The sequence below is a fragment of the Erwinia sp. SLM-02 genome (genome assembly GCF_037450285.1).
Lineage (GTDB): Bacteria > Pseudomonadota > Gammaproteobacteria > Enterobacterales > Enterobacteriaceae > Erwinia.
Genome location: NZ_JAQISN010000001.1, coordinates 1,494,863 through 1,517,748, shown reverse-complemented (window position 1 = coordinate 1,517,748; position 22,886 = coordinate 1,494,863). Strand labels below are relative to the sequence as shown.

Genomic DNA, 22,886 nt, shown 5'->3' with positions numbered 1-22,886 from the left:
GCGGCTTCCTTACAGGACCACCTGCGTCAGTTTGACATTCATATATTCGAAAATACCTTCCGAACCGCCTTCGCTGCCCATACCGCTGGCCTTGATGCCGCCGAACGGCACGTCGGCCGAGGCCAGGGCAAAGCTGTTGATGCCGACCATGCCCGCTTGCAGCTGCTGCGAGACGCGGCGAATACGTGCGGCATCGCGGGTAAAGGCATAGGCGGAGAGCGCCAGTTCGCTGCGGTTCACCCGGGCGATGACGTCGGCTTCGTCAGTAAAGGTGGTAATGGCGGCGATCGGGCCAAAATTCTCTTCGGCCAGCGCCAGCGCATCGTCCGGCACATCGGCCAGCACGGTGGGCGCAAAGTAAAAGCCCGGCTTATCGGCAAGGCGTTGCCCGCCGGTCACCACGCGCGCGCCCTTTTGCCGCGCGTCGTCGACGATATTTTCGATGGCTTTCAGCCGGCGAAGGTTAATCAGCGGCCCCATCTCACTGCCTTCATCCAGCCCGTAGCCGACCCTGATGGCCGCTGCCCGACGGGCAAATCCTGCAATAAAGGCCGGGGCGACCGATTCATGGACATAGAAACGGTCGGCGGTGACGCACACCTGACCGCAGTTGGCGAACTTGGTTGGCACCGCCAGGTCCAGCGCTTTTTCGATATCGGCATCGTCAAAGACGATCATCGGCGCGTTGCCGCCCAGCTCCATGCTGACCCGCTTCAGGGTGGCGGCCGAATCGCGGATCATCTGCTGACCAATCGCCGTAGAGCCGGTGAGCGTCACTTTGCGCACCACAGGCGATTCAATCAGCGGCTGATAGGTATTCGCCGTGGGTCCGACCACCATGTTGACCACGCCCGCGGGCAGCCCGGCTTTTTGCAGGCAGGTCATGATGACCATTGCCGAACCGGGCACTTCGCTGGAGGGGCGCAGTACCACGGTGCAGCCCGCCGCCAGCGCCGGGGCCAGCTTGCGGGCAATCAGCACCACCGGGAAGTTCCACGCGGTAAAGGCCGCCACCACGCCCACCGCCTGATGAGAAACCTCACAGCGCCCGCCCGGTACGCGGCTTTCGACGATGCGACCATACACGCGGCGGGCTTCCTCGGCGTACCAGGTAAACTGGTCGATGGCCAGCGTCCACTCGCGGCTGGCCTGCGCCAGCGGCTTGCCGCTTTCCAGAGAGATGGTGCGTGCCGCCTGCTCGCGGGCCAGTTCCATTTCCGCCGCCACGCGGTGCAGCGTGCTGGCGCGCTGCCAGGCATCCAGCCCCTGCCAACCCGGTAATGCCGCTTCTGCGCTGGCTATCGCTTCCAGCGTGTCCTGGCGGGAGGCGGCGGCAATTTCGCCAAGCCGCTCGTCGCGGCCCGGATCGGTAACCACGATGGTGTCGCCACTGCTGCCCTGACGCCAGCCGCCGTTAATAAACTGCCCGTAGTCGTTATACATAGCCTGATCCTGTTTTCCTGCCGCCCAACGCGGGAGCGGTATGTGAATTCGGCGGAGGTTCACTGCCCCCTCTGCGCCACCGGTTATTAACTTAATTGCAAACAAAGAAATTATGCAATAAAAATTGCAGGATGATTTTGAATGCAAGTACGGGAATCAACGCCGCACAGAAAAAGTTATTAAATTGAATAATTATAATGAGTTACGCATTTCAACACGGGGCGAAAATTTTAATCAGAGCGGGATTTCCAGTTAAAACTGAATGCAGAAATTCTGCAGTCGATCACGCTTTTGGAAATTAGAATTGCAATGAAAATTGTAATGCAATTTTAGTTGCGATAGCCTGCAGTCAGAATTAAACGCAAGGACAGACGCCGATGGCCAGCCGCAAAGAGACAGACAAGAAAGATCCCCCACCGCCGCATAAGAACTATGAGCAGGTGGTGAACGACATTACCGCCCGCTATTCGCAGCTGTCGGATCGTTTTCAGCAGGTGGCGCGTTTTATTACGCAAAACCCTAACGCCGTGGCGCTGGAGTCAATCAATGCGATTGCCGCCCGCTGTGGTCTGCACCCTTCCACGCTGGTGCGCTTTGCCCAGCACTTTGGCTACAGCGGTTTTAAGCAGATGCAGGCGGTGTTTCAGACCCGGCTGGCGACCACCGCCCCGGGTTATAACGAACGCATCGTGGCGCTGGAAAACGACCTGCAGAAGAACCAGCAGCAGGGGAACCTCGGCTTTCTGCAGGATCTGGTGGTGCGGGATATCGCCACCCTGCAGGGCATGCTGGAAAGCGTAGCCGCCGCCGATCTTGACCTGAGCGCTCAACTGATGGGCCGCGCCGACACCATTTTTATCGCCGGGCAGCTGCGCTCCGAGCCGGTGGCCATTTTGCTGCGCTATCTGCTGACGATGCTGAACCGCAAAGTGGTTCTGCTGGATATGTCCGGCGGCCTTGCGCCGCACATGGCGATGAATATGACCCCGCGCGACGTGCTGGTTGCCGTCTCCTTCCGCCATTACGCGCAGGAGGTGGTGAGCATCGCCGAGATTGCCGCGCAGAAAAACGTGCCGCTGATTGCCATTACCGACAGCGTGCTGTCGCCTCTGGCAAAAGATGCGCGGGTGCTGTTTACCATCCCGGAAGAGGAATACAGTTTTTCCCGTTCGCTGGCGGCACCGGTGTGCCTGGTCCAGTGCATTGCGCTGGCGCTGGCCGCCGAGCTGCACCCGGAAGAGGAACAGCCGCGAATTGCCACGCTGACCGAGCGTTCGCAAAGCCGTGAAGACGGGAAAAAAAGCCTCAGTAAATAACGCAAGTCCGGTTTATCGCTCTCCCTTCGGGGGGAGCTACGCCCGAAGTTGCAACTAAAATTGCTTTATATAAATTTCAGCAAATTAAATTCCACAACCGGCCTGATTACGGGCCTTACAGCAGGTAGAAACTATGTCGACCTATCGTTGCACCACTGCACAGGCGGTGGTCCGTTACCTGAGCAATCAGTTTATCCACGTTGACGGTGAAGACGTGCCGCTTTTCCCCGGTGTGTTCGGCATCTTCGGCCACGGCAACGTCACCTGCATTGGCGAGGCGCTGGAAAGCGTGCAGGACGTGCTGCCGACCTGGCGCGGCCAGAATGAGCAGTCAATGGCCTTCGCAGCCGTGGGTTTCGCCAAAGCGCGTCTGCGCCAGCAGATTATGGTGGTCACCGCCTCGATCGGTCCCGGCACCACTAACCTGCTGACCGCCGCCGGCGTGGCCCATGTCAGCCGTCTGCCGATGCTGATGATCTGCGGCGATGCGTTTGCCCGCCGCGTGCCGGACCCGGTCATGCAGCAGGTGGAGCACTTCAGCGATCCCAGCCAGACGGTCAACGACGCCTTTAAGGCGGTAACCCGCTACTGGGACCGTATCACCTGGCCGGAGCAGATCCTCTCTTCGCTGCCGCAGGCGGTGGCGACGATGCTCGACCCGGCGGACTGTGGCCCGGCCTTTATTGGCCTGTGTCAGGACGTGCAGGAAATGGCCTTTGACTATCCGGAGGCGTTTTTTGCCCGCCGCGTTCACACCATCCCGCGTCCGCGCCCCGATCGAGATCTGCTGGAGCAGGCGGCCGAGCTGCTGGCTTCCGCCCGACATCCAATTATTATTGCCGGGGGCGGCGTGCGCTACTCCAGGGCCGAGGCCGAGCTGGAAGCGTTCGCCCGCCAGCGCGGTATCCCGGTGGTGGAAACCATCGCCGGAAAAGGCACCCTGACCCACGATCATCCACTGCATATCGGGCCGGTAGGCATTCTCGGATCGACCTCCGCCAACGCGCTGGCGGCAAAGGCCGATGTGATTATCGCCATCGGCACCCGGCTGATGGATTTTGTCACCGGTTCCTGGACGGTGTTTTCACCGGAAGCCCGTTTTATTGCCATTAACGCCGCGCGCTTTGATGCCCACAAGCACTTCTCGCTGCCGCTGGTCGCCGATGCCCGCGAGGGGATCCGCGAACTCAACGCCGCGCTCGGCAGTTATGCAGTGGACGCGAGCTGGCTGGACAGCGGCAAAACCGCCTTCGCCGCATGGAATCAACTGATTGACCAGCGCCAGCAACGCACCGTGACCACCGGCGTACCGACCTACGCTCAGGTGGTTGGCGTGGTCAATGAACGCGCCGCTGCCGAAGACTATGTGATCAGCGCGGCGGGCGGCCTGCCGGGTGAGCTGGTTAAAGGCTGGAAGGTGAAAAATCCCGGCACTTTTGACTGTGAGTTCGGCTTCTCCTGCATGGGGTACGAAATCTCTGCGGGCTGGGGCACGGCAATGATCGATGCGGATCGCGACGTGTTCGTGCTGATTGGCGACGGCACTTACATGATGATGAACTCGGATATCTATTCCAGCGTGCTTTCCGGCCACAAGCTGATCCTGCTGGTGTGCGACAACGGCGGCTACGCGGTGATTAACCGCCTGCAGAACGCCAAGGGTGGCGCGTCGTTTAACAATCTGCTGAAGGACTGCCGGGTCACCGAACCGTTCCACGTTGATTTCGTGGCTAACGCGCAGTCGATGGGCGCGCTGGCCCGCAAGGTCAGCAGCCTGGACGAACTGGCCGCCGCCGTGGACTGGGCAAAGGGCAACGACCGCACCACGGTGATCTGTATCGATACGCATCCGCACGAGTGGACGCCGGGTGACGCCTGGTGGGACGTGGGCGTGCCGGAAGTCAGCCAGCGCGAAAGCGTGAATCAGGCGCGGACCGAACAGGTTGAGGGCCGTAAAAAACAGCGTTTGGGTATTTAACTTTCAGCCAGAGGAAACAGAACATGACGTTGCACGCAAAACTGGGTATTGCCCCTATCGCCTGGTCCAACGATGACCTGCCGCAGCTCGGCGGCGACACCCCACTCTCCGTCTGCCTGGCGGAGAGCCGGCTGGCCGGTTTTTCCGGCGTGGAAACCGGCGGTAAATTCCCGCGCACCGCCGCTGAACTGCAGCCGCAGCTGGCGGAATATCAGCTTCAACTGGTGTCCGGCTGGTACTCCGGCACCCTGCTGGATAACGATCTGGAGAGTGAGATCGCCAAAGCCACGCCGCAGATGCAGCTGTTTAAGGCGTGCGGTGCGGCCTGCCTGGTCTACGGTGAAACCGCAGGCACCATTCAGAACCAGCAGCAGGTACCGCTGAGCCAGCGCCGCAGGCTGACGGAAGAACAGATCCGCGAGTACGGCGCGAAGCTGGATCTGTTCGCCAGCTGGTGCCGCGATTTCGGCGTGCCGCTGGCCTTCCATCATCATATGGGCACGGTGATTGAGGACGAACGCGACATCGATCTGCTGATGGCGGCCACCGGTCCGCAGGTGGGGCTGCTGTTTGACACCGGGCACCTGGTGTTTGCCGGGGTCGACCCGCTGAGCGTCCTGAGCAAGCACGGTAAACGCATTAACCACGTACATACCAAAGACGTTCGTGCGGACGTGCGCGCCGGGCTGGACTGGCAGCGCGACTCGTTTCTCGATGCAGTGCTGAAAGGCGTTTATACCGTACCTGGCGACGGCAGCATTGACTTTGATGCGGTCATCTCGCGGCTGGCGGGCATTGGCTATCAGGGCTGGTTTGTGGTGGAGGCCGAGCAGGATCCGGCGCTGGCACCACCGCTGGAATATGCGCGGATTGGCTATGCCAGCCTGAAATCCTCGCTGACCAAAGCCGGATACGCTATCGATCGGGCCGCGAAACGCTGAACGGCGGCGGTGTAATCATGACCCCGTCACCGGCGGCCAGCGCCGCTGACTGACGACCCGGCAGCCGGGGATTATCCGGCTGCCGCTTAACCGGGCAGGATGATGCAAAAATGATGAATATCGACAAAATGCAGGATATCACCGACTTCTATCAGGATTTTTTGCAGGCCATTCGCAGCATCAGGAGCAGCATGCTGCACCGCGATGCGGAGAAAAAGCGGATGCTGCTGCGCTGGCTGGACGCCCGGCAGAAGAAACGCAGCTGCCGCTCGCACTGTAAAAGCGAAATTCTCAGTATGTATGCGGAAGTGGAGGCCCATCCGCCGGAGGTGCTGGAGCGCCGGATCTGCACGCTGTACGAGAACTGCGCCTGTATTCTGGCCCGGCTGCGCGCGCCTGCCGTTCGCCGCTACGCCTGAATTAGTGGCAGAGTTTCAGTGGGGTCGATGCGGCCCGGAACAAAGTTGTCCCAATCCCATCGCTTATTGTCCATCAGGCTACTTATTGCGATTTTCCCTCCTCTCTATACTGGCGCGGTTCGGCGGTATTCCGCTGCCGCTCAGATGGAGAGCCCACATGAAACTCACTCAGATCCGCAACGCCACGCTCAGGCTGGACTATGCCGGCAAAACCTTTCTGATCGACCCGATGCTGGCAGATAAAGGCGCGCTGCCCGGTTTTCCCGGTACCGCCCGCAGCCATCTGCGCAACCCACTGGTCGACCTGCCGCTGCCGGTTGCCGAGATCATTAATGCCGATGCGGTTATCGTCACCCACACTCACGAGGACCACTGGGATGAGGCCGCACAGCGCTTAATTGCTCGTGATATCCCCCTGTTCAGCCAGAATCAGCAGGATGCCAGACAAATCCACGCGCAGGGTTTCACCGCGGTGACGGTGCTGGATGATCGTACGGAAATTGACGGGATTACCCTGTGGAAAACCGACGGCCAGCACGGCAGCAATGCCGCCTACGCGCTGCCGCCGCTGGCAAAGCGGTTGGGTGAAGCCTGCGGCCTGGTATTTCAGCACCCCGCTGAGCCGACGCTGTATATAGCCGGGGACACCGTCTGGGTTCCGGCCGTTGAGCAGGCGCTGGCAGCGTTCAAACCCGACGTGGTGGTGCTGAATGCCGGAAGTGCGCAGATTGACTGCTTCGGCGCGATTATCATGGGCGAGGAGGATACGCTGCGGGTTCACCGCCTGCTGCCGGAAAGTCACATCGTTGCCAGCCATATGGAGGCCATTAACCACTGTCTGCTCGGCCGCCAGCCGCTGCGCGATTACGCGGAGCGCAACGGCTTTGCCCATCGCCTGTGGGTGGCCGAAGATGGCGAAAGCCGGACGTTCTGAGTGGTAAGATAGCCGTCCTTGCGCCGTCATCAGGAGAAAACTATGCCGTTACCGTCGGTCGCCGTGCTGGTGACACCCGGGTTCAGCCCGTTTCACGTTTCGGTCCCCTGCACTATTTTCGGCCCGGTGCTGGCCGACAGCCCGCTGTTCGAGCTGACGCTGTGCGCCGAACGGCCCGGCACGCTGAAATCGCTGATGGGCATGAGCATTGAAACCCCGCACGGGCTGGAAGTGCTGGCGCTGGCTGATTTGATCGTCGTGCCCTGGTGGCCGCATCCCGGCGAGCAGCCGTCCCCTGCATTATGCCAGGCATTGCGCGACGCCTGGCAGCGCGGCGCCAGAGTCGTGGGCCTGTGCCTCGGCACCTACGTGCTGGCGTATGCCGGCCTGCTTGACGGGCGTCGCGCCTCAACCCACTGGGAGTTTGAGCAGGACTTCAGCGCGCGCTTCCCGCATGTGCAGCTGGATACCAACGCGCTTTACGTTGACGAGCAGCGGCTGATCACCTCCGCCGGGACCGCCGCAGGAATGGACTGCTGCCTGTACCTGCTGCGCCAGTTTTACGGCAGCGCTGTGGCAAATCGGGTCGCACGGCGGATGGTGATCCCGCCGCACCGCGACGGGGGGCAGGCGCAGTATATTTCTCACCCTATTCCGCAAACCACTCAGGACGAGCGCATCAACGCCCTGCTCGGCTATCTGCGCGACAGCCTCGATCGCCAGCACGATCTCGATTCGCTGGCGGCCCGGGTGATGATGAGCCGCCGCACCTTTACCCGCCATTTTCTGCGCGCCACCGGCATGTCGGTCGGCGAATGGCTCAACGCCGAGCGCCTGCAGAACAGCCAGCAACTGCTGGAACTGACCGAGCATTCCATTGAAGCTGTCGCCACGTTGAGCGGCTATCAGTCGGTGATTTCCTTCCGCCAGAGCTTTAAGCAGCGCTACACCGTAAGCCCCAGTGAATGGCGGCGTACCTTCCAGGGCGGTAAGGCTGAGCCGTAACGGGCACGGTACGGCGGTATTTCGCGTCGCTCAGAGGGAGAGCTACCGATGAAACTCAGTAAGATCGCTACTGACGTTATTTCATATAACTGGTACGGTACCAATCTCTTTAACGTCCCCTCCCGTGGAAAGAATGAATAACTGGGTTTAATGAAAATACGCAAGGAGCGATTATGTATGGTAACAGTGAAGTCATCAGTTATTTACAGGCCAATAAGATTCTTGCATTAAAGCTCGATCGTGCTCTTTCTGCCGTCGGTCAGCAGGTCAGAAAACAAGTTGATACATTAGGGAAAGGTGCGACCCGTCTGCTGTATTACACATCCTGTTTCACTGATGAATATAATGACGTTTGCCAGCAGCAAAAGACCGAGGATCTGCGCTTCAGGAATGCTGTTATTCGCATTATCCAGCATGGTGACGTTGTCTATGAGATGCTGCGGGTCTACTTTGAAGAAATATTCAAATACAAAACCAATGCCCAATTAGAGCATATTAAAAAAGCGCTTATGGCCGTGAATGTTCATATCGCGGCCAGCTCCCTTTCCGGAGTGGGGTACGCTTTAGCGGTAGCTACCAGCGTTCGTATTGGATTGAATCTAAGTATGCAACTCAGTGCCCTTACGGGACGTGCAGCGGGTACGGCTGCCGGAGTTGTGGCCACATATGGCCTGGTTCAGAAAGCGGCGGATAGTGCTCGTCGTCTACACGTCCAATATCCAGCTTATTACTCTGCACTTTACATGCAACAACTGGAAATGATGTATTTCCTGATTGAACCGGTCTTCGAGCGCGCGGGCGCACTTGAAAAGCAATGGTCGTCTGATTCTGGTATAGCAAATATCATCACTCGGATGATCAGATAACCATGATTCGATCACTAAAGAAATTCCTACTGTGGCAGCTCAGGTTTTTATCTTCACTGTACGGACCAGTAATTTTTACGATCGTTTTCGCACTGCTTCAGGGGTATTTTTTTCCAGATAGCCCTGTCTGGCCTGTAGGCGTATTCGCCATAATTATGATTTTTGTTTTCACGCGTTACTGTAAATGGTAATAGCGTCGACATTACAGTTACTTAAATCATCAGTAATAAGGGAGATACATAGGAAGGATGATTCAATAGCCATGATGATGTATATCAAACGTTTTTTACGGTGGCAGGGGCGCTTCTTCTTTTCTGTCTACGGCCCAACCGTATTAACCATTATTTTCGCCCTGGTTCAGGCGCATTTTTTCCCCAGTAGTCCAGTCTGGCCAATAGGTGTTTTTTTCATAGCAGTAATGATTATTTTTGGTCGTTATGTGAAATGGTGAAACGCTAACCCCCCCCAATATTTAATACTCAGTGATAAGGAAATTACATGTCCACTCCCGCACACTTATGGCTTGAAGATGAAAATGGTTCTCCGATTGTGGGCAGTTGTTCAATGCCACAGCGTCTGGGTTCTATCGAGTTAAAATCATTTTCCCACGGAGTCACTATTCCCGTTGATCCGAGCTGGGGGAAACTTACAGGTACGTGCGTTCACCGCCCTATCACGATAGTGAAAGACTTTGATCAGACAACACCACTTCTGTACCGCGCTGTCTGCGAAGGCCGAACCATGAAGAAAGGTACAATCAAGATGTATCGCATTCTTGAATCAGGCGTTGAGGCCGAATATTTCAATATCATTCTGGATAACGTCAAAATCACAACAGTTGCGCCCTATCTGGCTCCTAACGGTGTGAGTAGCACTCACCTTGAAACGCTCGAGTTGCGTTACGAGGCGATCACCTGGAAGTATACGGAAGGTAATATCATTTATCGTGATTCATGGAACGATCGTTGTTGTGCCTGATTAAGGTTATAAGAGGAGGCAGGGTGCGAAAGCCAGCGCCGGGCCGGACGATCTTTTAGTAAAAAATTAAGCTTGTGAGCCACCTCGCAGATCGATAAAAGATCCAGGAAACCTCAAAAGTAATCGATTACATTCATCTGACACAATAATGTAATCGATTACTTTTCAGGAAGGGGTCTGACGATGGTTTCTTCACTTACCGCTGGCAACGGTTCGCGGCAGCAGCATGTGATGCTGGTACCGCGGCTGTCATTAATGATGTTTTTACAGTTCTTCATCTGGGGAACCTGGTCGGTTACGCTCGGCCTGGTGATGACCCAGCATAATCTCGGCAGCATCATCGGCGACGCCTTCTCCGCCGGGCCGATTGCTTCCATTCTCTCGCCGTTCGTACTGGGAATGGTGGTTGACCGCTTCTTCCCGTCACAGAAGGTGGTGGCCCTGCTGCATCTGGCCGGTGCGGTGATTCTGTGGTTCGTCCCGCAGGCCCTGCTGGCGGAGAACGGCTCGCTGCTGATCGCCCTGCTGTTCGCCTACACGCTGTGCTATATGCCCACCCTGGCGCTGACCAACAACATCGCCTTCCACAGCCTGAGCAACAGCGAAAAAAGCTTCCCGGTGGTGCGGGTGTTCGGCACCATCGGCTGGATCGTGGCCGGGATCTGCATCGGCGTCAGCGGCATCGCCGCCAGCACCGATATCTTCCGCCTGGCCGCCGTCTTCTCTGCGGTGCTGGCCGCCTACAGCCTGACGCTGCCGCACACCCCTGCCCCGGCTAAGGGCCAGCCGTTTGCCCTGCGCGATCTGCTGTGCGCCGACGCCTTCGCGCTGCTGAAGAAAAGCCACTTCCTGATCTTTGCCATCTGCGCCACGCTGATCTCGATCCCTCTCGGGACCTACTACGCCTTTACCGCGTCGTTCCTCTCCGACGTGGGTATTGCGGACGTCAGTACCGCGATGTCGTTCGGCCAGATGTCCGAAATCTTCTTTATGCTGATTATCCCACTGCTGTTCCGTCGGCTGGGGGTGAAGTACATGCTGCTGATCGGTATGGCGGCCTGGTTCGTGCGCTACGCGCTGTTTGCCTTCGGCGTCAATGAAGAGACGCGCTGGCTGCTGTACATCGGCATCCTCCTGCACGGCGTGTGCTACGACTTCTTCTTCGTTATCGGCTTTATCTACACCGACCGCATCGCCGGCAGCCAGGTCAAAGGCCAGGCGCAGAGCCTGATCGTCATGTTCACCTACGGCATCGGCATGCTGCTGGGATCGCAGATCTCCGGCGCGCTGTACAACCAGTTAATCAACCACGGCGGCGTGCATCAGCCGGAAAACTGGACCACGTTCTGGCTGATCCCGGCGGTTGCCGCTGCGGTTATCGCGGTCATATTCCTCTTCACCTTCAAGTACAAAGAGCAGGAATAGTTTTTGACAAACTTCAGGAGTAAGCAATGAAAACGTTAAAAGGGCCTGGCCTGTTTTTGTCCCAGTTCATCGGTGATATGCCACCGTTTAATACCCTGGAAAACCTCGCCAGATGGGCGTCGGGGCTGGGTTTCAGGGCATTGCAGATCCCCTGTAATCATCCGACAATTTTTGATGTGGAAAAGGCGGCCGGCAGCCAGGCCTACTGTGATGACATTACCGCGCTGCTGGCGCGCTACGGGCTGGTGATTAGCGAGCTGTCGACTCACCTTGAGGGGCAGCTGCTGGCGGTGCACCCCGCCTACGAACTGGCGTTTCGCGACTTCGCCCCGGCGGCGCTGCGCGAGGATGCGCCGGGCCGCCAGCGGTGGGCAGCGGAGAAACTCCTGCAGGCGGCAGCCGCCTCGGAAAAGCTGGGGCTGAAATCGCATGCGACCTTCTCCGGCGCGCTGGCCTGGCCGTACTTTTACCCGTGGCCGCCGCGCAAGGAGGCGCTGATCGAGGCGGCCTTCAGCGAGCTGGCCGCCCGCTGGAAGCCGATCCTCGACGCCTTCGACCGCCACGGCGTGGATGTCTGCTACGAGCTGCATCCGTCGGAGGATTTGCACGACGGCGTGACCTTCGACCGCTTCCTGGCGGCGGTCGACCATCATCCGCGCTGCAATATTCTGTTCGATCCGAGCCATATGCTGCTGCAGCAGATGGACTACCTGACCTTTATCGACCTCTACCACCCGCGTATTAAAGCGTTCCACGTCAAGGATGCCGAATTTACCCCTTCCGGGCGCAGCGGGGTTTACGGCGGCTATCAGCCGTGGAGCGAACGCCCCGGCCGCTTCCGCTCGCCGGGCGATGGTCAGATTGATTTTAAAGGCATCTTCAGTCGGCTGGCGCAGTACGGCTACGACGGCTGGGCGGTGCTGGAGTGGGAATGCTGCCTGAAGGAGGCGGAAAGCGGCGCGCGGGAAGGCGCGAAGTTTATCGCCGAACATATTATTCCGGTATCCGCGCGGGCGTTTGATGACTTTGCCGCCACCGGCAGCGAAGACGACAGCATCCGCACCATGCTGGGGCTGGATGCGGAGCAAAAAAATGATTAAGGCGGCGATTATCGGCTCGGGCTTTATCGGCCCGGCGCATCTGGAAGCGATCCGCCGCCTGGGCTTCGTAGAGGTGGTGGCCATCTGCGACAGCTCGCTGGAAAAGGCGCAGGAGAAAGCGCGGCAGCTTAACGTACCGCACGCTTATGCCGACGTGGCTGAACTGCTGCGACATGAGGGATTGCAGGTGGTGCATAACTGCACCCCCAACCATCTGCACGCGGCGATCAATCGCCAGGTGCTGGCGGCGGGCAAGCACCTGTTCTCCGAAAAGCCGCTGTGCATGACCGGCGAGGAGGCCCGCGAGCTGGTGAAACTGGCGGAGGCGGCCGGCGTGGTGCACGGCGTGAGCTTTGTCTATCGCCAGTTCGCCATGGTGCAGCAGGCCGCCAGCCTGATCCGCCGGCAGCAGGCGGGCCGCATTTTTGCCGTTCACGGCAGCTATCTGCAGGACTGGATGCTCTACGACAGCGATTTTAACTGGCGCGTATCCGCAGCGCAGGGTGGCGCATCCCGGGCGGTGGCCGATATCGGCTCCCACTGGTGCGATACGCTGCAGTTCGTAACCGGGCGGCGCATCAGCGCGGTGATGGCTGACTTTTCTATCGTGCATCCGGTTCGCCGGGTGGCGCGCGGGACCGCGACGACCTTTGCCGCGGCCGACGAGAACGGCGAGTACGATGAGGTGGCCGTGGACACCGAAGACTTCGCCTCGATCCTGCTGCGCTTTGACGACGGCAGCCGGGGCAGCCTGACGGTTTCACAGGTCAGCGCCGGGCGCAAAAACCGGCTGGCGTTTGAGGTAAATGCCAGCGAAATGTCTATCGCGTGGGATCAGGAAGTGCCGCAGCAGCTGTGGCTGGGGCATCGCGACCGCCCGAATCAGACGCTGAGTGACGACCCTTCGCTGGTGAACCGCGACGTGGCCGCCGCCGTGCACTTCCCCGGTGGTCACATTGAAGGCTGGCCGGACGCGTTTAAGAATATGATGCTGAACTACTATGATTTCATCCGGCAGGGTAAACGGCCGGGCGTGGACGCGGCTCACTTCGCCACCTTCCACGAAGGAGCCGCCGTGCTATTGATCGTGGAAGCGATGCTGCAAAGCCATCAGCAGCAGCGCTGGGTTGAGGTGGCCACGCTGGATTAAATGTTCACCCCGCCCCGCGCTCTACGTCAGGTCAGGGCAGGTTTCTCGCCCTGACCTTTTGCAAGCGCCGGAGGGTGATGGCGCAGGCGCCGGTGTGCGCATCCTCAATATGCTCGCGCATCAGGCTCACCGCCCGCTCCTTCTCCCGCTTTTCTATCGCCTCCAGCAGTTCAGCGTGCTCGGCGTAGGTTTGCGCAATGCGCACGTCATACTCAAAATCCAGCCGCCGCATAATGCGTATCCGGTCGGTGATATTGGTCAGGATAGCCGTCAGCTCGCGGTTGCCCGCGGCTGCGGTCAGCGCAATATGGAACTGCTCGTCCATGGTGGCGATTTTCTCCCCGGCCTGCTCCTGCTGTTCCGGCGGTATCACCCACAGCTCTCGCAGCCTGGCCAGCACGCGGCGGTCGACTTTCGACGACTCCGGCCCGCACAGGCGCGCCACCGTATCCACCTCAATCAGGATACGGGTGGCATAAAGATCTTCGTAAACGTCGAAATCAATCGGGCAAACCTCCCAGCCGTTGCGAAAGCAGCGCCGGATTAAATCGTCATTCTGCAGGGTCAGCAGCGCCTCGCGCACCGGTGTGCGGGAGCACCCCAGGCGGCTGGCGATATCCACTTCGGTGAAGCGGTCCCCCGGCATCAGAACAAACTCATAAATTTCCTGCCTGAGCTGGCGGTAAACCCGGACAGAATGCGGAAGAAGCCTGGTCAGTTCTGATGCCATTTTGCCGATGTTCCTTAGATCAGTGCGGTGACTTCTGTGCGCGCATAAAGCGGGCGCGCCAGGGCTTGAGTACCCACAACGCCAGACCGGCGGTAATAAAGTCAAAGGTAATCGCGCAGCCAAATACCAGGTGCCAGTTGTGCGTATGCTGATACATCAGCGCCGCCAGCGGCCCGCCAAAGATTGAACCGATGCCCTGCGAAATATACAGCCAGCCGTAGTTAGCGGAGGCGTTTTCACTGCCGAAGGTATCGGTCAGCGTGGACGGGAACAGCGAGAAGATTTCACCCCAGCCAAAGAACACTACGCCGGAAAGCAGCACGAACAGCAGCGGATCCTCGCGGCAGGCCAGCCACAGCGTCATCGCCACGCCTTCCAGCGCGAAGGCAATAAACATGGTGTTTTCGCGGCCGTAGCGGTCGGAGATAAAACCAAACAGCGGGCGCGTCAGGCCGTTGGTAAAGCGGTCGATGGTCAGCGCCAGCGGCAGCGCGGCCATCCCGAAGATCACCGCCTTGCTGATGCCGAAGTCTTCGGCAAAAATCGCCATCTGCGAGGTGACCATCAGCCCGGAGGTGGACATCATGGTCATCATCAGAAACATCAGCCAGAACAGCGGCTGGCGCAGCATTTCACCGGATTTAAACTGGCGCTGTCCCTGCACCGGCGAAGCCGTTTTACTGACCGGCATCATCGTGCTGTTTTCAGGCAGTCTCAGCCCCTGGCTGGCGAGGAAACCGACGGCGGCGAAGATCAGGCCGAACAGGGTCATCGTCTGTTCCAGCCCGTAGCTGCCGAGCGAAATGGAGATCGGGAAGGTGGTGAAAATCGCCCCCATGCCGTAGCCTGCCGCCACGGTGCCGGCGGCAAAGCCGCGCTGCTGCGGGAACCACTTCATCACCAGCCCCACCACGCCGATATAAACGATGCCGGTGCCCAGCCCGCCGAGGCAGCCATACACCAGATACAGCGAGGCCAGGCTGTCCACCCGGGCGGCGATCACCCAGCTGAAACCGGCCATCAACGTGCCGATGGAGATCAGCAGGCGCGGGCCAAAGCGCTCAACCAGCCGTCCCTGGAACGGTGAGAAAAAGGTCTGCAGGATAATCAGCAGCGAGAACGTGACCTGCACTTCGGCCAGCCCGACGCCAAGTTTGGCAATCATCGGTTTGGTCAACAGCGTCCAGACGTACTGCGGGCTGGAAATGGCCGCCATACAGAGTAACCCCAACAGGAGCTGTACCCACTTACTGTGTTTCGCTATTACCACCGGTTCGCTTATTGAGGTCATTGATATTTCTCCAAAATTACGCTCTGTTATCCCGTCGTGGTCGTGCCACTTTTTTCACGGGCGCTGATGTTTTACTGCGCACTCATCCCAATCGATACCTGCTGATGTCGGATCCGGACTGTCTTCACCCGGATACACCGCTGTGTATACAGAGAACCAAAGCAGAAAACGTGCCAGTTTTAAAAAGCGTTTAAAATCAGCAAGAAAGAGATTTCATGGCGGGATAAGTGTGATGCAGTGCAAAAATTTGGTGCGCAATGATGGTGCGAAGGAAACGGTTCCGCTGATTGACCCGGCACTGCGGTTTATGCCGCCCCGGCACAGCCTGTTGAAACTGTGTTAATCTGTGCGGAATAACGTTTAGCGTGGACAGTGATGGGATGTCGATTCAGAAAATTGCGCGCCTTGCCGGTGTATCCGTAGCCACCGTTTCCCGCGTGCTTAATAATCAGGGTACGGTCAAACCGCAGAATCGCGAGCGCGTGCTTCACGCAATTAAAGAGAGTAACTATCAGCCGAACCTGCTGGCCCGCCAGCTGCGCACCGCGCGCAGCAATATGCTGCTGGTGATGGTGTCTAACATCAGCAACCCGTTTTGCGCCGACGTAGTGAAAGGCATTGAGGCCGAGGCGGAAAGCAACGGCTATCGCATTCTGCTGTGCAACTCCGGTTCGGACGTCAAGCGTTCGCAGTCCAGCCTGCAGCTGCTGTCGGGCAAAATGGTTGACGGGGTGATCACCATGGACGCCATCTCCGCCCTGCCGCAGCTCAGCACGCTGATCGCCGACGCGCCCTGGGTGCAGTGCGCGGAATATGATGAAGAGTCATCGGTATCCAGCGTGGGCATCGACGACTATCAGGCATCGCGATTTGTGGTCGGCCAGTTTATTGCAGGCGGCCGCCGGAGCGTGGCGATGATCAACCATGATTTGACCTACAAATACGCCCGCCAGCGCGAGCAGGGCTATCTCGACAGCCTGCAGGAACATCATCTCGACGGTTTCCCTGTGGAATACGCCGCGGAATTAAGCTTCAACGCCGGGAAAGCGGCGATGCAAAACCTGCTGGCGCAGCCGGTCAGGCCCGATGCGGTATTCGCGATTTCCGATACGCTGGCCGCCGGGGCGATTCGCGCTATTGATGAAGCCGGTCTGCGCATCCCGCAGGATATTGCGGTGATCGGTTTTGACGGCACCGAACTGGGTGAAATGACTTCCCCGCAGCTTTCGACCATCGAACAGCCTTCGCATCAGATTGGTCGCCAGGCGGTAGCGCTGCTGCTGAATAAGATTAACGACCCGTCCGGGCCGCCGGAGAGATCGCGGCTGGCGTGGCGCTTTGTTCAGCGGCTTTCCAGTTAATCAGGGAATTCGGGCAGGAATCAACGATGCAAACAGATAACATTACCCTCAGCGATATCAACCTTCTCTGCGAATGGCTTGCGTGGGACGAACTGCCGACGGCGGGCCGCTTTGACGCCGATCTGATCGTGCTGGCCGGGCATGCGGTGGTGCCGGCAATCCTGGGCGTGATGCAGCTGGCGGCCACCACCGGGATTCCGCTGCTGCTGACCGGCGGCGTGGGTCACTCCACGATCTTACTCAAGCAGGCGCTGGCTGAAAACGCGTTAACCCGAAGCGCCACCTTCGACCAGCACAGCGAAGCGGAGATTTTCTTCGCGCTGGCCACTGACTTCTTCGGTATTCCTGCTGAGCGGCTTTACGTTGAGAACCGCTCGGCGAACTGCGGGCAGAACGCGGAGTTTACCCGCGAGATGATTGCCGGAATGGGACTGAAAGCCGAGAAAATCATTCTTTCGCAGGACCCTTTAATGCAGCGCCGCACCCGGGAAACCTTTGAATTCAGCTGGCGGCAAAAAAGCATGACCGCTGAATTTGTTAACTGGCCGGTATTTGTCCCCCGCCTCGTTTCCGTTGCGGGCAGCACGGTAATTACCGGCGCGCAGAGCGCGGGGATCTGGGATACCGAGCGCTTTATCTCCATGGCGCTGGGCGAGATGCGCCGCCTGCAGGATGATGCCAGCGGCTACGGGCCGAAAGGTGCCGGGTTTATCGGCCACGTCGATATCCCGCTGGACGTCACCGCAGCGTGGCAACGCGTGACGCAGACGACGCTGGGCAATCTGAGCCGCGCCTGAGGGCGAATGCTCCGCAGAGGGCTTCCTGAAACCGGTGTGCCGAATTGCTCTGCGGCACGCCAGTCACCCGAGACATAATCTCTCAGTCAATTTTTTCGCCGCCGTCCAGCACGTTCAGGGATTCACCGGTAGCGTAAAACTGCCCGCCCGCGACATAGTGCAGGCTGCGCAGCGCGGGATCGGCGCGATCGAAATGCCAGTGGCCGTCGCTGAACACCCGGCTGTCAGCCCAGGCGCCGACCACTTCACCAATAAACAGATCGTGTGCCTGCTGGTTATGCGGTTCGTTAATCAACCGGCAGGCCAGCCACGCCGAGCAGCCCGCCACAAACGGCAGGTCGAAGCCCTCGAATGAGAACAGTTCAACGCCGCAGTTCGCCAGCTTGTCCGCTTCAGTAAACAGGCTGCGGGTGCCGACGGCATGGGTCAGCTTAATCTGCGCGACCGTCGGCACCTGAATGACGAAGGTTTCGCTCCCCTCCACCAGCTGGCGGGTTTTGGCAATTTTATCCAGCACCACCAGAATTTTGGCCGGTGAAAAATCCAGCCCGGTGGCCCAGGCGGCGGCCATGACATCTTCCACGCCCTCGTGACGTGCGGAAACCAGCACCGTCGGTCCGTGATTAATCAGGCGATACGCTTTTTCCAGCGCGACGGGGGTAATAAATTCGTTCATGGATCCTCTCAACGGTCAGCATGTTACGCAGTAAAATTCAGGATAAACCATCAGGCCGCTGCCTGTCGTGCCGGCGTTCAACGCGCAGCACGCTGGGATAACAGGGAAAGAATAAGTCTAATAACGGGATTCATTACGTCAGTGATTGTTTCATTGTTAATCGGAAACTAGAATAGCTATCAGATACTTAAATTCAGGAACCGTTATGCGAAATATTAAAATTCACTCAGCCGAGGGAATTGAGAAGGCGCGGATCGCCGGAAACCTCGCGGCCAAAGTGCTGGCGATGATCGGTGAACATGTGAAGCCCGGTATTACCACCGAGCAAATCGATGATATCTGCCACGACTATATCGTGAATACGCTGAAATGCGTCCCGGCCAATATTGGCTATCACGGCTACACCAAAACCACCTGCACCTCGGTGAATCACGTGGTGTGCCACGGCATTCCGAACTCGAAAAAAGCGCTTCGCGATGGCGACATCGTCAATATTGACGTGGCGCTGATCTGCGACGGCTGGTACGGCGATACCAGCCGCATGTACTACGTTGGCACCCCGTCGATTCGCGCTAAACGCCTGGTGGAAGTCACCTATCAGTCAATGGTAGCCGGCATCCGTGCCGTGCGCCCCGGCAGTACGCTCGGCGATATCGGCGCGGCGATCCAGAAAGTGGCCGAAGGCGCGGGCTTCAGCGTGGTGCGCGAATACTGCGGTCACGGTATCGGGCAGATTTATCATGACGACCCACAGATCCTGCACTACGGCATTGCGGGCCAGGGGCCGGAGCTGAAGGCGGGAATGATTTTCACCATCGAGCCGATGATAAACGCCGGTAAAGCGGTGGTCAGCGTGCTGGCCGATGAGTGGACGGTCGTCACCAAAGACCGCTCGCTGTCGGCGCAGTGGGAGCACACCGTGGCGGTGACCGATACCGGGTTTGACCTGCTGACCCCGTGGCCCGACGGCACGGGAGAATACGAAGCGATCTGAGCCGCGGATTAATGAATCAGGCTCATTACAGCTATGATCGTTGCCGCCTCTTTCTCTGCGCCTGAATGGCCTATGATTGTCGGGTATCCGTTCACGGACGCCCGATTTTCATTTTACGCAGAGGAAACCTGATGATTGATATTATCAAAAGCGGCAGCAAAGCTCCGGTTGCCGGACCCGCCGACTATTTCACCGGCACGGTCACCATTAACGCCCCTTTCCAGGCAACCGAACCTGCCCGTGTGGGTGGCGCAACCGTGTCGTTCAGCGCCGGCGCGCGTACCGCGTGGCATACCCATCCGCTGGGCCAGACGCTGATCGTCACCTCCGGCCAGGGCTGGGTACAGGAGTGGGATAAGGAAGCGCAGCCGATCGCCTCCGGCGATATCGTCTGGATCCGTCCCGGCGTTAAGCACTGGCACGGTGCATCAGCAGACAATGCGATGACCCATATCGCCATCGCCGAGGGTGAAAACGGTAAGGTGGTTGACTGGCTGGAGCACGTGAGCGACGAACAGTATCCCTGATTAATGCAGAGCGCCTGGATTCGGGCGCAATTATTCACAATGTCTTTAGCATATCGCCTGACGAAATTTAAATCTGTAATAATCCATCAATCATTCTCCGTTTAATCAGAGATATCTTATTTTTGACTTACCTTTCCACTGCCAGAATATCCCCATATTTTTATATAAATATTAATAACGGAAATTAACAACGTCGACACCGTTATTATTCTCACCACGCTTACGATGACAGCGGAATAGTTATGATCAAAATAACCTTACTGGCCGGAGTGCTTCTCACCACATTAACCGGATGCTCCGTGGCAACCTACAGCCATAAACTGGAGGACGTTGAATCCGGCGATCGCGTTGGAATCAGTTTTGATAACCGAAACCTCGACTATATGCGCGTCTATCCCAATACCGCAGAGTGCATTAATCTTGATTCCCCCGATAACGGTTACACCAATAATGCAATCGGCTTCCAGACGAAGCTAAATAACAAACTGCTCGGCTTCCCGGAGATCCCGGAAACGTCGGTGATGCGGCGTGAATTCTGGGTGAGTGCGAAAGACAATATCGCTATCCGCATGATCGCCGATAACGGCAGTTTCCATACGGTGTCCTTTAAGCCGAACCTGAGTTCGTATTACTACGTTACCGGCTCGTATAAAACCGGCGAAGTGTTCGTTTATGAGGTGTATAAAACCCAAAAAGGATACTACGACAAAAAACCGGTCACCGATTTACAGCTGAAGAACTGCGACGACGGCAGCTTCAGGTTGCAGAAGTTTTAACCCTCTCCGGCACCGTCGGACTTAACCGGTGAGCTTCTCGCCGGTAAAACTCCCGGCGTACCAGGCATCCATGACCTGCAGCAGTTTTTCTGCTTCCTGCGTGGTGAATCCGAAGTAGCGCCCCCGGCCTTCAATATTCAGCAGCAGCATCGGCACATCTTCACGGGAATGGATATAGTCGAATACGTACACCACATCGCTGTGTTCAAACAGGTAACCCACGGCATTGCCCGCTTTACGCTTCACGGTTACACGTTTTCCCCCTGCCATATTGGCTTTCGACCAGGTGACAAAGTCACGGATCGGCTGCGTCTGCCGGGCATAGTCATCCCGAATAAAACCGAAATAGCTGGAATTTTGCGACGGGCTGAAATATTCGGCCAGCGCGATGCGGTTATTATCATCCGAAATTTTGACATCGAAGGTGTAGGGTTCAGCGCAGGCGTTAAATTTGGTTTTAAACTCACAGGCGTGCAGGTCATTAGCGCGATATATCTCGTAATAACGGCCGGTGGCGTATTTATGCATGGTGGAACAGGAGGCCAGCGCCAGGCAGGAGATTAATAACAGTGATTGATTAAACGTTTTCATTTTTCTTTCCCTGAACAGAGGTACACTTATTTTAATGAAAAGCGCTGATGAGCCATTTCAGACCTGTCTGAATTAACAATCAGCAGGACAACATCAACGGTTCAGGATAAAATCAGGCCGCTGATGACTTCCCCTTTTCTCTTACCGACTGAAAGGCCCACAACGATGAGCACCCTGCCCGCTGTTAAAATTCAATACTGTTCCCAGTGCAACTGGATGCTGCGCGCCAGCTGGATGGCCCAGGAGCTGCTGCATACCTTCAGCACCGATCTGGCCTCCGTGACCCTGGTGCCGGGTACCGGCGGGATCTATGAGATTACCGTCAACGATGAGGTGATCTGGAACCGTAAAACCGATAACGGCTTCCCGGATGCCGCCGAAATTAAGCGCCGCCTGCGCGCGATCTGCTTCCCCGAGCGCGATCTTGGCCATATCGATCAGCATGCGAAGCCGGCGGAATAATACGTAGTTCAGGCGTTCAAGCCGGGTGGATAAATACCCGGCTTGTTCAGGCGACCCTGCATCACAATTACTGCTACTGCTACTGCTACTGCTACTGTTTTTTTTACTGCTGCGCTATCCCCTCGCAGTCTTCGCCGTAAAGTTCGTCGGCGCGGCACAGCTGAGTTTTAATCGCTTTAATTCGCTGCGGATTTGGCTGAATACCATGCCCACCGTCGCGATACATCGTAAATAAATCCTGAATATGGGTTACTGCACGAGAATCGGCTGATTTCCCCTCTGAATAAACATCCAGCAGCGCCGTCGCTTTTTTATAATCTTTGGCCCAGGACTCCCCTCCCTGGTAATAGAGGTCGCCGATCTGATAGCAGGAGAGTTTGAATTTCAGATCGCAGGATTTTTGCAGTAATGCCAGCGCCTTGACGCCATCAACAGCCACACCGTTACCTGCCAGATACAGCGAGGCAAGATAATATTCGCCGGAGCCGGGGCTGGAGGTTTTATCTGAGGCCGCGTAGCGTTCAAAATAGTTTCGCGCCTGCGCATAATCCTGCGGCGCGCCTTCGCCGCGTTTATACATAATTCCCAGTGAAAGCACGGCATCCATATCGCCTTCTGCTGCCCGCTGCTGATAAATGTCCAGCATGGTTTGCGGCCGACGGCTGGCGTTGAGCGTCTGCTCCACTTCAGTAAAAAGCTGCTGATCTTCGGCCGAAGGGTTGCTCTTGCTCTTCAGGTAATAGGCCATCACGCCCAGGCGGTCCACCGCTTCATGACTTCCCTGCTCTGCGGCCTTGCCCAGCCAGTACGCTGACTGCGGCATATCATGGTCGTTAAAATAGCGTTCCCCCAGCGCCAGCTGGTATTTCACCATGCCGGATTCAGCCTGTTGAAGGATATATTTATGCTTATTATCTTCTTTGATTTTGTAAGTAAGGGCTGATGCAGCGGAAATAATAATAACGGCAGAGATAGCGAGGGTGATTTTTGAGCGGGGCTTCATATTTCAGTCCTTATTGACAGAGACTGATGATGAATTGACCCTGAAGGTCAGCGTCTCCGGGAAACGAGAAAACTACCTTCTGAAGACTATCTTGTACAGGATTATAAAAAAAATAAGAATATC

At 57.5% G+C, this 22,886-nt stretch carries 24 protein-coding genes; 18 read left to right on the top strand and 6 right to left on the bottom strand.

Annotated elements, in window-relative coordinates:
- Positions 1–9: 9 nt before the first annotated feature.
- A complete protein-coding gene (locus tag PGH32_RS07035) occupies positions 10–1,443 on the bottom strand; it encodes an NAD-dependent succinate-semialdehyde dehydrogenase (RefSeq protein ID WP_337893592.1) in 1,434 nt (477 codons plus the stop codon).
- 377 nt (positions 1,444–1,820) lie between these two features.
- Here PGH32_RS07035 and PGH32_RS07030 point away from each other — a divergent pair, with 377 nt between their 5' ends.
- From PGH32_RS07030 to PGH32_RS06975, 12 genes are all read left to right on the top strand, one after another.
- On the top strand, positions 1,821–2,759 hold the full coding sequence (locus PGH32_RS07030) for a MurR/RpiR family transcriptional regulator (protein ID WP_337893591.1): 939 nt from the start codon (positions 1,821–1,823) through the stop codon (positions 2,757–2,759).
- A 133-nt stretch (positions 2,760–2,892) separates the two neighbouring features.
- A complete protein-coding gene (iolD, locus tag PGH32_RS07025) occupies positions 2,893–4,737 on the top strand; it encodes a 3D-(3,5/4)-trihydroxycyclohexane-1,2-dione acylhydrolase (decyclizing) (RefSeq protein ID WP_337893590.1) in 1,845 nt (614 codons plus the stop codon).
- Between the two features lie 29 nt (positions 4,738–4,766).
- Complete coding sequence (gene iolE / locus PGH32_RS07020; RefSeq protein WP_337894273.1) at positions 4,767–5,678, top strand: myo-inosose-2 dehydratase; 912 nt, start codon at positions 4,767–4,769, stop codon at positions 5,676–5,678.
- Between the two features lie 110 nt (positions 5,679–5,788).
- Positions 5,789–6,097, top strand: coding sequence for a hypothetical protein (locus tag PGH32_RS07015; protein WP_314420175.1), 309 nt, complete (start codon positions 5,789–5,791; stop codon positions 6,095–6,097).
- A 157-nt stretch (positions 6,098–6,254) separates the two neighbouring features.
- On the top strand, positions 6,255–7,031 hold the full coding sequence (locus PGH32_RS07010; RefSeq protein WP_337893589.1) for an MBL fold metallo-hydrolase: 777 nt from the start codon (positions 6,255–6,257) through the stop codon (positions 7,029–7,031).
- A gap of 42 nt (positions 7,032–7,073) precedes the next feature.
- Positions 7,074–8,036 carry a GlxA family transcriptional regulator gene (locus tag PGH32_RS07005; RefSeq protein ID WP_337893588.1) on the top strand — a complete coding sequence of 321 codons (963 nt, stop codon included), beginning with the start codon at positions 7,074–7,076 and terminating at the stop codon, positions 8,034–8,036.
- A 173-nt stretch (positions 8,037–8,209) separates the two neighbouring features.
- Positions 8,210–8,902 carry a hypothetical protein gene (locus tag PGH32_RS07000; protein ID WP_337893587.1) on the top strand — a complete coding sequence of 231 codons (693 nt, stop codon included), beginning with the start codon at positions 8,210–8,212 and terminating at the stop codon, positions 8,900–8,902.
- 262 nt (positions 8,903–9,164) lie between these two features.
- Positions 9,165–9,353 carry a hypothetical protein gene (locus tag PGH32_RS06995; RefSeq protein ID WP_337893586.1) on the top strand — a complete coding sequence of 63 codons (189 nt, stop codon included), beginning with the start codon at positions 9,165–9,167 and terminating at the stop codon, positions 9,351–9,353.
- 47 nt (positions 9,354–9,400) lie between these two features.
- Positions 9,401–9,880, top strand: coding sequence for an Hcp family type VI secretion system effector (locus PGH32_RS06990; protein WP_337893585.1), 480 nt, complete (start codon positions 9,401–9,403; stop codon positions 9,878–9,880).
- Positions 9,881–10,063: 183 nt separating this feature from the next.
- Entirely contained in the window at positions 10,064–11,305 is a 1,242-nt protein-coding gene (locus PGH32_RS06985; RefSeq protein WP_337893584.1) for an MFS transporter, read from the top strand.
- Between the two features lie 26 nt (positions 11,306–11,331).
- A complete protein-coding gene (locus PGH32_RS06980) occupies positions 11,332–12,405 on the top strand; it encodes a sugar phosphate isomerase/epimerase family protein (protein WP_337893583.1) in 1,074 nt (357 codons plus the stop codon).
- A complete protein-coding gene (locus tag PGH32_RS06975) occupies positions 12,398–13,555 on the top strand; it encodes a Gfo/Idh/MocA family protein (RefSeq protein WP_337893582.1) in 1,158 nt (385 codons plus the stop codon). Before PGH32_RS06980 ends, PGH32_RS06975 begins: the two co-directional genes overlap by 8 nt.
- Before the next feature lie 31 nt (positions 13,556–13,586).
- Here PGH32_RS06975 and PGH32_RS06970 read toward each other — a convergent pair whose 3' ends face one another.
- A complete protein-coding gene (locus PGH32_RS06970; protein ID WP_337893581.1) occupies positions 13,587–14,285 on the bottom strand; it encodes a GntR family transcriptional regulator in 699 nt (232 codons plus the stop codon).
- A 19-nt stretch (positions 14,286–14,304) separates the two neighbouring features.
- On the bottom strand, positions 14,305–15,576 hold the full coding sequence (gene oxlT, locus PGH32_RS06965) for an oxalate/formate MFS antiporter (protein WP_314420159.1): 1,272 nt from the start codon (positions 15,574–15,576) through the stop codon (positions 14,305–14,307).
- Between the two features lie 380 nt (positions 15,577–15,956).
- On the opposite strand from oxlT, the gene PGH32_RS06960 reads away from it, so the two are divergent.
- Positions 15,957–16,937: a LacI family DNA-binding transcriptional regulator gene (locus tag PGH32_RS06960; RefSeq protein WP_337893580.1), complete on the top strand. Its 981-nt coding sequence runs from the start codon at positions 15,957–15,959 to the stop codon at positions 16,935–16,937.
- A 26-nt stretch (positions 16,938–16,963) separates the two neighbouring features.
- Positions 16,964–17,734 carry a YdcF family protein gene (locus tag PGH32_RS06955; RefSeq protein ID WP_337893579.1) on the top strand — a complete coding sequence of 257 codons (771 nt, stop codon included), beginning with the start codon at positions 16,964–16,966 and terminating at the stop codon, positions 17,732–17,734.
- Between the two features lie 82 nt (positions 17,735–17,816).
- Here PGH32_RS06955 and PGH32_RS06950 read toward each other — a convergent pair whose 3' ends face one another.
- Positions 17,817–18,410, bottom strand: a complete 594-nt coding sequence (locus PGH32_RS06950; protein ID WP_337893578.1) for a flavin reductase family protein — start codon at positions 18,408–18,410, stop codon at positions 17,817–17,819.
- Positions 18,411–18,615: 205 nt separating this feature from the next.
- Here PGH32_RS06950 and map point away from each other — a divergent pair, with 205 nt between their 5' ends.
- The 3 genes from map to PGH32_RS06935 all read left to right on the top strand — a co-directional run bounded on the left by map (position 18,616) and on the right by PGH32_RS06935 (position 20,707).
- Positions 18,616–19,404, top strand: coding sequence for a type I methionyl aminopeptidase (map, locus tag PGH32_RS06945; protein ID WP_337893577.1), 789 nt, complete (start codon positions 18,616–18,618; stop codon positions 19,402–19,404).
- A 134-nt stretch (positions 19,405–19,538) separates the two neighbouring features.
- Positions 19,539–19,931 (top strand): (R)-mandelonitrile lyase, encoded by a 393-nt coding sequence (locus PGH32_RS06940; protein WP_314420530.1) that lies wholly within the window; start codon positions 19,539–19,541, stop codon positions 19,929–19,931.
- A 242-nt stretch (positions 19,932–20,173) separates the two neighbouring features.
- Positions 20,174–20,707 (top strand): hypothetical protein, encoded by a 534-nt coding sequence (locus PGH32_RS06935; RefSeq protein ID WP_314420150.1) that lies wholly within the window; start codon positions 20,174–20,176, stop codon positions 20,705–20,707.
- A 21-nt stretch (positions 20,708–20,728) separates the two neighbouring features.
- Here PGH32_RS06935 and PGH32_RS06930 read toward each other — a convergent pair whose 3' ends face one another.
- Positions 20,729–21,298, bottom strand: a complete 570-nt coding sequence (locus PGH32_RS06930; RefSeq protein ID WP_337893576.1) for a hypothetical protein — start codon at positions 21,296–21,298, stop codon at positions 20,729–20,731.
- A gap of 165 nt (positions 21,299–21,463) precedes the next feature.
- Here PGH32_RS06930 and PGH32_RS06925 point away from each other — a divergent pair, with 165 nt between their 5' ends.
- Positions 21,464–21,760 (top strand): SelT/SelW/SelH family protein, encoded by a 297-nt coding sequence (locus tag PGH32_RS06925; RefSeq protein WP_105595663.1) that lies wholly within the window; start codon positions 21,464–21,466, stop codon positions 21,758–21,760.
- Positions 21,761–21,863: 103 nt separating this feature from the next.
- Here PGH32_RS06925 and PGH32_RS06920 read toward each other — a convergent pair whose 3' ends face one another.
- The gene (locus PGH32_RS06920; protein WP_337893575.1) at positions 21,864–22,763 is read right to left on the bottom strand and encodes a tetratricopeptide repeat protein; all 900 of its coding nucleotides are present in this window, start codon (positions 22,761–22,763) and stop codon (positions 21,864–21,866) included.
- Between the last annotated feature and the right edge of the window lie 123 nt (positions 22,764–22,886).